The 6,864-nt window shown below is 60.9% G+C and carries 5 protein-coding genes; 1 reads left to right on the top strand and 4 read right to left on the bottom strand.

Features of this window, described 5'->3' with window-relative positions:
* The 3 genes from HMPREF2779_RS00695 to miaB form a co-directional block, all read right to left on the bottom strand.
* Positions 1-536 (bottom strand): acyltransferase family protein (locus HMPREF2779_RS00695; RefSeq protein ID WP_158676568.1); only part of this gene is annotated, 536 nt, incomplete at its 3' end.
* Between the two features lie 72 nt (positions 537-608).
* The gene (gene miaA, locus HMPREF2779_RS00690; RefSeq protein WP_105360573.1) at positions 609-1,523 is read right to left on the bottom strand and encodes a tRNA (adenosine(37)-N6)-dimethylallyltransferase MiaA; all 915 of its coding nucleotides are present in this window, start codon (positions 1,521-1,523) and stop codon (positions 609-611) included.
* 87 nt (positions 1,524-1,610) lie between these two features.
* A complete protein-coding gene (gene miaB, locus HMPREF2779_RS00685; protein WP_105360572.1) occupies positions 1,611-3,125 on the bottom strand; it encodes a tRNA (N6-isopentenyl adenosine(37)-C2)-methylthiotransferase MiaB in 1,515 nt (504 codons plus the stop codon).
* 35 nt (positions 3,126-3,160) lie between these two features.
* Here miaB and HMPREF2779_RS00680 point away from each other — a divergent pair, with 35 nt between their 5' ends.
* Positions 3,161-4,543, top strand: a complete 1,383-nt coding sequence (locus HMPREF2779_RS00680) for a hemin ABC transporter substrate-binding protein (RefSeq protein ID WP_105360571.1) — start codon at positions 3,161-3,163, stop codon at positions 4,541-4,543.
* A 224-nt stretch (positions 4,544-4,767) separates the two neighbouring features.
* Here HMPREF2779_RS00680 and HMPREF2779_RS00675 read toward each other — a convergent pair whose 3' ends face one another.
* Positions 4,768-6,780, bottom strand: coding sequence for a regulatory protein RecX (locus tag HMPREF2779_RS00675; protein ID WP_105360570.1), 2,013 nt, complete (start codon positions 6,778-6,780; stop codon positions 4,768-4,770).
* Positions 6,781-6,864 lie beyond the last annotated feature (84 nt).

Below are 6,864 nucleotides of genomic sequence, written 5' to 3'. Positions count from 1 at the left end.
CCCACGGTTACACCACTATGCGGGACGCTACTGAAAGGGATGCCAATGGGACCACCAAAAAGGGGGTATTGCAGATTGAAAAGGTCAAAATTGTGCGCTATGTATCCGCCTGCGCCCTTCAGTGAATAGGGCTCTGCCGTGTGTCCGGTGGCTACAGCAATCGGTGCACACAGGAAGACAACAAATAGAATGGATGCCCAGTAGCCGGGGAAAATTCTTAGGGCGCGACGCTTAACATAGCCGGAGATAGTACCCCGTTGCGCGCTATGAGCAATCAGGAATCCTGAGATACAAAAGAACATGTTCACAGCCCATTCACCCAAAGTACCGATACGTTCGGGAACAGGAACTCCGAGAATTCCAGCGTTAAAACCGACAAGAGGGGCAGCATGGGCCACGATAACTAACGAGGCCAATGAGAGGCGAAGAAAGTTCAGCGAATTCGTTTCGCCCAGAATGGCATCGTAGAGGGAACGCGGAGTGGATTTTGCCGCGGACAGAGTGGCAGAATTTTTCGTATGTGATGTGAGTGACATATTTCCTCTATAGTTGAGTTCAATATGCCCCTAGAGTAACCTCAATTTCCCAACCTTAGTACGTCCATTTGCTTATTTTTGCAAAATTGTAGCCAACGCCTCATCTGCAAGGGTGGGTGAGAGCGCATCCAGCCAGTGCACGCGCGGGTCCGCACGGAACCAGGTCAGCTGGCGGCGCGCAAACTGGCGGGTAGCGATCGTCGTATCCTCAATCGCCTGCTCCACGCTGTAGTCCGCGTCCTCAAGGGCGCGAGCGAACTGTGCGTAACCAATCGCGCGGGAAGCGGTCTTCCCCTCCTGCAGCCCCTGCGTATTCAGGATACGAATCTCATCGAGCAGACCCTGCTCGTGCATCAGCTCCACGCGGCGGTGCAGACGTTCGTGCAGCAGGGCACGATCCATATCCAGACCAATCTGAATACTCTCCGTCATGTACTCGCGCACCGGCATGAACGCCGAGAATGGGCGGCCCGTCACCTCGAACACCTCCAGGGCTCGAATAATGCGGCGCTCATCCTTCACCCGCGCAGCCGACTCCGGGTCGACCTCCGCCAGGCGGGCGTGCAGAACACCGATACCCTCGGTACGTGCCCGCTCCTCCAGGCGCTCACGCACCCGCGCATCCGTGCCGGGGAACTCCAACTTATCCAGGGCGGCACGCACATACAGGCCGGAACCACCCACCAGAATCGGGTAGCGGCCACGGGCACGAATCTGCTCAATTAGCTCACGGCTACGCTCCTGAAACTCCGCCACAGACGCCTCATCCCGCACATCCATAATGTCCAGCAGGTGGTGCGGAACGCCGCGCATCTCCTCCGCTGTGACCTTCGCGGTACCAATATCCATACCCCGGTAGAACTGCATAGAGTCAGCGTTAATGCACTCACCGTTCAGGCGCAGAGCCAGCTCAATAGCGAGAGCGCTCTTACCGGTACCGGTCGGGCCCACAATAGCGATAACGGGCAGAGTTTCGGAGATAGTCATGCGCCCCATTCTACCGGTTCCCTCACCCCCCCCACTTGCGGTGGCGGCAAGAGCCCGAAGAACAGGGCGCATGATTCGTTATAGGTTTTAGGGGCGCAGACCGATGGTCGGCATGCCCAGGCCCACCGGCGCACCGGACACCTGGGTGGTACCAGTGCCACAAGAGTCAGCCTGGGAACGGTCCCACGCGTCACCGGCGCGGGTGCGGCGTAGCTGGTACTGCTCAGCGGTCGGGTCAGAAATCAGGTGGAAGGAACCAGCCTCGGTAATGGGAACGGTGACCATGTCGCCGGGGCGGGGAGTCTCGCAACCCTCGGGCACCGAGAAGTGCACGAGGCGCTGGTCCGGGCCACGACCGGAGAGGCGGTGAGTCTGGTCAGCCTTACGACCGGCCTCCGCAACGACCATCAGCTCAACGGTCTTACCGAGCTGCTTGCGGTTCTCTTCACCAGCGATACGGTCCTGCAGGGCAATCAGACGCTCGTAGCGTTCCTGCACGACCTCCTTCGGAATCTGGTTCTCCATGGTCGCCGCCGGGGTGCCGGGGCGGATCGAGTACTGGAAGGTGAATGCGGAGGAGAAACGAGCCTGCTCCACAACCTTCAGGGTGTCCTGGAAGTCCTCTTCGGTCTCGCCGGGGAAGCCCACAATGATGTCGGTGGTAATCACAGCGTTCGGGATGCGCTCGCGTACCTTGTCCAGAATGTTCAGGAACTTCTTGGAACGGTAGGAGCGGCGCATATCCTTGAGCACCTTGTCGGAACCGGACTGCAGCGGCATGTGCAGCACGGGCATGACGTTCGGAGTCTCCGCCATCGCGTCAATCACGTCGTCGGTGAACATTGCAGGGTGCGGGGAGGTGAAGCGCACACGCTCCAGGCCCTCAATCTCGCCGCAGGCACGCAGCAGCTTGGAGAATGCCTCGCGGTCACCGAACTCCACGCCGTAGGAGTTCACGTTCTGACCGAGCAGGGTCACCTCAATAGCGCCGTCATCGACCAGCGCCTGAACCTCAGCGAGAATGTCGCCGGGGCGGCGGTCCTTCTCCTTACCGCGCAGGGACGGCACGATGCAGAAGGTGCAGGTGTTGTTACAGCCAACCGAGATGGACACCCAACCGGAGTACACGTGATCGCGCTTCGTGGGCAGGGTGGAGGGGAAAACTTCGAGGGATTCGAGTAGTTCTGCCTGCGCCTCGTGGTTGTGGCGGGCACGCTCCAGCAACGCTGGCAGGGAGCCAATGTTGTGGGTACCGAACACGACGTCAACCCAGGGTGCCTTCTCAATGATGGCGTCCTGGTCCTTCTGCGCCAGGCAGCCGCCCACAGCAATCTGCATGCCCTTGTGGGCGCGCTTGACCGGTGCCAGCTGACCGAGGTTGCCGTACAGGCGGTTGGAAGCGTTTTCGCGGACCGCGCAGGTGTTGAAAACCACCAGGTCGGGCTGGGTGCCTTCCTCAGCGCGAACGTAGCCGTTAGCCTCCAGCAGGCCGGACATTCGTTCGGAGTCGTGCACGTTCATCTGGCAGCCGAAAGTGCGCACTTCGTAGGTGCGGGGGCTGGTTTCGGGGGTCTGGGCGGAATCGCTGAGGGTCGAAGTCATGCCCTATAGGGTATCCGATGGGGGATAATGGCTCTATGCAGGTTTCCCTTAGTAGCAACTTTCCGGCTCTGTCACCGAACGATTCTTCCGTCCCCGCCCCTGACAGGGAGCTTCTGAGCGCCCTCATTGAGGAGGCGATTGCCGCCTACTCCCCCGTGCCGCCTCAGGCGAGCACTGATTCTGCCTCGATGCGTCAGACCCTGATGCAGCTGCTCAGCTGGGCGCATTCTTTGGAACAGGTGGCTACCCGCACGGTTGAGCGTGTGCAGATTCTGGGCACCGGTATGCGTTCCGTTGTGGTGCGTGTGGCGTATGAGCCTGCAGCCGAGTCTGCGCAGTCTTTCGAGTCTACACAGTCTTTGCCGACCTCGATTATTGTGAAGCGTTACCGCCGTAAGGATTCGACGGTGAACGCGGGCGGTTTCGGGTACCTGCGTGAGCGCTACGGTTTGGAGGCGCTGAACCGGCAGGTTCCGGGTCTGTTCCCGCAGCTCTACGGCGCGGATCCTGAGCTGCGCGTGCTGGCGCTGGAAGATGTAAGCGCCGGAATTGTTGAGGGCGAGCAGTCTTCGGTCGCCCACGCCCTGCTGGAGGGCACCGAACAGCAGGCGCTGGATGCGCTGAACTACTACATTGAGGCGTACCGTTCCCTTGCCGCCAGCGGCATCATGGGTGAGGCGGTCGAGGATTATCGTCTGAACCTGGCGCGTGCCGACCGCAAGGCGCAGTTCCCGGGCGCTATTGCCTCGCCGGGGTTGGCCGAGCGCGGTTTGAAGAAGCTGTACGGTGTGGCTGATGAGGCGCGCACCCCCGAGCACGGTGCTGACAGCCCTGCTTCCAGTTCTGCCGCGCATGAGGACGCACCCGTTCTTCCCGCCGCCGTTGAGGAGCTGTCCTTCCGTTTCCGCCGCGTTCTGCAGCCTTTCTTTACCAAACGCCCGCCGGTACCCGAGCAGTTTAAGCTCAACCGCGGCAGGGTATATATGCTCTCTTCGGGCGATTTTTCGCCGCAGAACGTGCTGATCGGTTCGGCGGACGGCGCGCAGGTGCGCATGGTCGATGCGGAGGGCACCTGCCTGCACCACCGCGGCTTCCCCTTCGTTGAGGCGATGCTGGGCTTCCCCTCCTCGCCGGAGTACCCGCGCTACCGGGTGGACCGCAAGAAGGCGCTGCCGGCGCTGTACTCTGCGCTGTTCGAAGACGTCCCGCTGGATGAGCACCTGGCGGAGGATTTGGCGGTGTGCACGGCGGTGACCGTATGCGCCCTGTTGGAGCTGTACTCTTCTTCGGCACGTGCCGATTTGTTGCCTCGTATTCGCCGTGAAGGTGCGCAGCTGATGCGTCTGCTGCTTGAGATCGCCGGTTCTCAGGATGCAACCCTCGCCGAATTCGCGGACCATCTGGGGGCCGTTGAATAAGCAGCAGAGTAAACAGCGGATATAGCCTTCGACAAGGTGTTTTATAAAACTCAAAACGTAATGGGTGAGCCCGCCACAGAGTATGTCTGTAGCGGGCTCGCCCTTTTAGCTCATTGGCGAGAAGTCATTGGCAGAGAGTCATTGACGGAGGCTCTTTGGAGGAGGCTTTTTAACAGTGGCTCGTTGACAGTGCGTACCTGCTTGTCCCCTGCCAGTGCCGTGAACTACCAGAGCTCGTCCTCCGCACCATAGGCGGCGAGTTCCTCACGAATCACCAACATCGACACCGAGGAAGAGTACCCGCGGCGAGCCAGCATCCCCAGCAGTCGGCGGGTCACCCTATCCTTTTCAGCGCGGTCGCTCAGCTCCATACCGGGGCGCAGCTTCTTACGCACCAGCTCGGCGGCGTCATCACGTTCCTGCTCGTCGGTGCGCTGCGCCAGTGCGTTCTCCGCCTCTTCACCGCACACCCCGCGTTCAGCGAGCTCACGGCGCAACGCGGCGCGGGAGAGCTTCTTGGTGCGGCTCTTCTGCGCCACAAAGCTTTGGGCGTATTCGGCGTCGTCAATGAGTTTTGCCGCCTCGAACTTATCGAGCAGCGGCTCAATGAGCTCCGTGTCAAAGCCTTCTGCCTGCAGCTTCTTACGCAGCTGACCTCGGGTTTTTGCCGAGTACGCCAGTTGGTTGTACACGATGGTTTTAGCGCGAGTGTAGGGGTCGGTCTCCTCGGTGGCGCGGGCGGCACGCACCTTCTGCTTCCAGGAAGGCACTTTGCTTTCCGACGGCGAGGAAGCATGTCCCATCTGAGAGCCGCCCGGTTGGGAGCCGCGTGCTCGAGAACCACCCTTTGGGGATCCAGCCGAAGCGGCACGGCGCTTTCCGGTACCGACTCCATGCGCCTCCTCATCGGCAATACCGCGGATGAGTGCTTCTTCGGCGGGGGTGAGTTCTTCGTTCAAGCTACTTCCCTCCCTAAATAGGTTGCTCCCCGAGCCGCGGCCCGCAGAACTCTTACGGGTTTCGTCGTCGTCACTTCGAGCCCCGAAGGCGGGTGCGTAGGGCGAACGGCTCCGCATTTTCTCTTGCTGCGCCGCGCTCATGCGGCGGAATCCACGCTTATAGTCGGTGTTCTTGGAGGCACGCGAAGACTTGCGTTTCTTCTGATTATCCCGCTGAGCGGCTTGCCTCTCAATCTCTTCTTTTTCTTCGGCGGTGAGCCCCGATCCGATGGAGGCGGCACCCGCTCGACTCATGCGCCCCGCCGCCATAGGGCGCGGCTCGGCACCGCCGGGGGTGAAGGCACGAGCGGGCGCTTCGTCAATGGAGACGGCGGGCAGGTTCGGGTCAACGAGCAGGCTGCGGCGCGGCGATTCGCCATCTTCCCCAGAACTGCCATCTTCAAAGTTGGCGGGCACAGCCTGCAGGGGCAGCTCGGGTACGCGGAACTCACCGGCGTAGTCGCCGCCGTTATCGCGGGCGATGCTTTCTTCAACAAAGCCGTGCGCGGCGGGGTGCCAGTCCGGGAACTCCTCAGCGGCTACCGAATCCGCGACCCTGTTCCGCACCCACTTTTTGGATGCGTTTTCTGTGACCGCTGGTTTCTTCTTAGCCGCTAACTTCTTCTTGGGCGCGGGCTTTTCAGCCTGCCGCGCTTTCGGCTTGGTTTTTTGGGGTGAGGGTTCTTGACCCCCAAGCTTCTCCGCTACCGCTTCTGCGGGTGCTGCTTCGTCCGAGGATACCCAGTATTCCCCCGCGTACTCTGTTTCAGGGTACAAAGGCTCTGCCGGATACACAGGTTCGTCCTCGTAGGTAGGCTCGTCAGGGTATGGGGGCTCGTCCTCATACGGGGGTTCTTTAACAGCAGGAGGCGCAACAGGAGGAGGCGCCTCCCAGCTGAGGGTGGGCTCCGCCAGGGACGCGGGCTCCTCAAAATTGAGCGCCTCGAAGCCACCTACCTCAATCGGTGGGGCGGTAGATTCAAACGAACCAGTAGCTTCAAAGGAAATAGCGGGCTCAAAAGAAGTAACGGGTTCAAAGGAAACAGGCGCAGAGAATGCAGAGTCCTGGAATGCAGAATCCTCGAAAGCAGAGCCCTGGAAGGCTGACCCCTGCAGAGCTGAGGAACCGAAGTGCGGCTCGGTCGCATCCAGCGCCGCAAAACCGGCGTCGCCGTCACGCGCGCTGTTTCGTTCGCGCTCTTCATGGCCGTTCTGTTCCGTCATGCGCTGTTCCGTCATGTTCAGTTCCTCCTCTCCCCTGTATTGGCTCGCTTGATGGCCCGTGCGCCCGGCTATACGGCGCTCCCCCATTGTAACGAGGCG

Source organism: Rothia sp. HMSC069C03 (assembly GCF_001811075.1).
In the GTDB taxonomy this organism is placed as follows: Bacteria; Actinomycetota; Actinomycetes; order Actinomycetales; family Micrococcaceae; genus Rothia; species Rothia mucilaginosa.
This window is presented reverse-complemented; position numbering and strand designations above follow the sequence as displayed.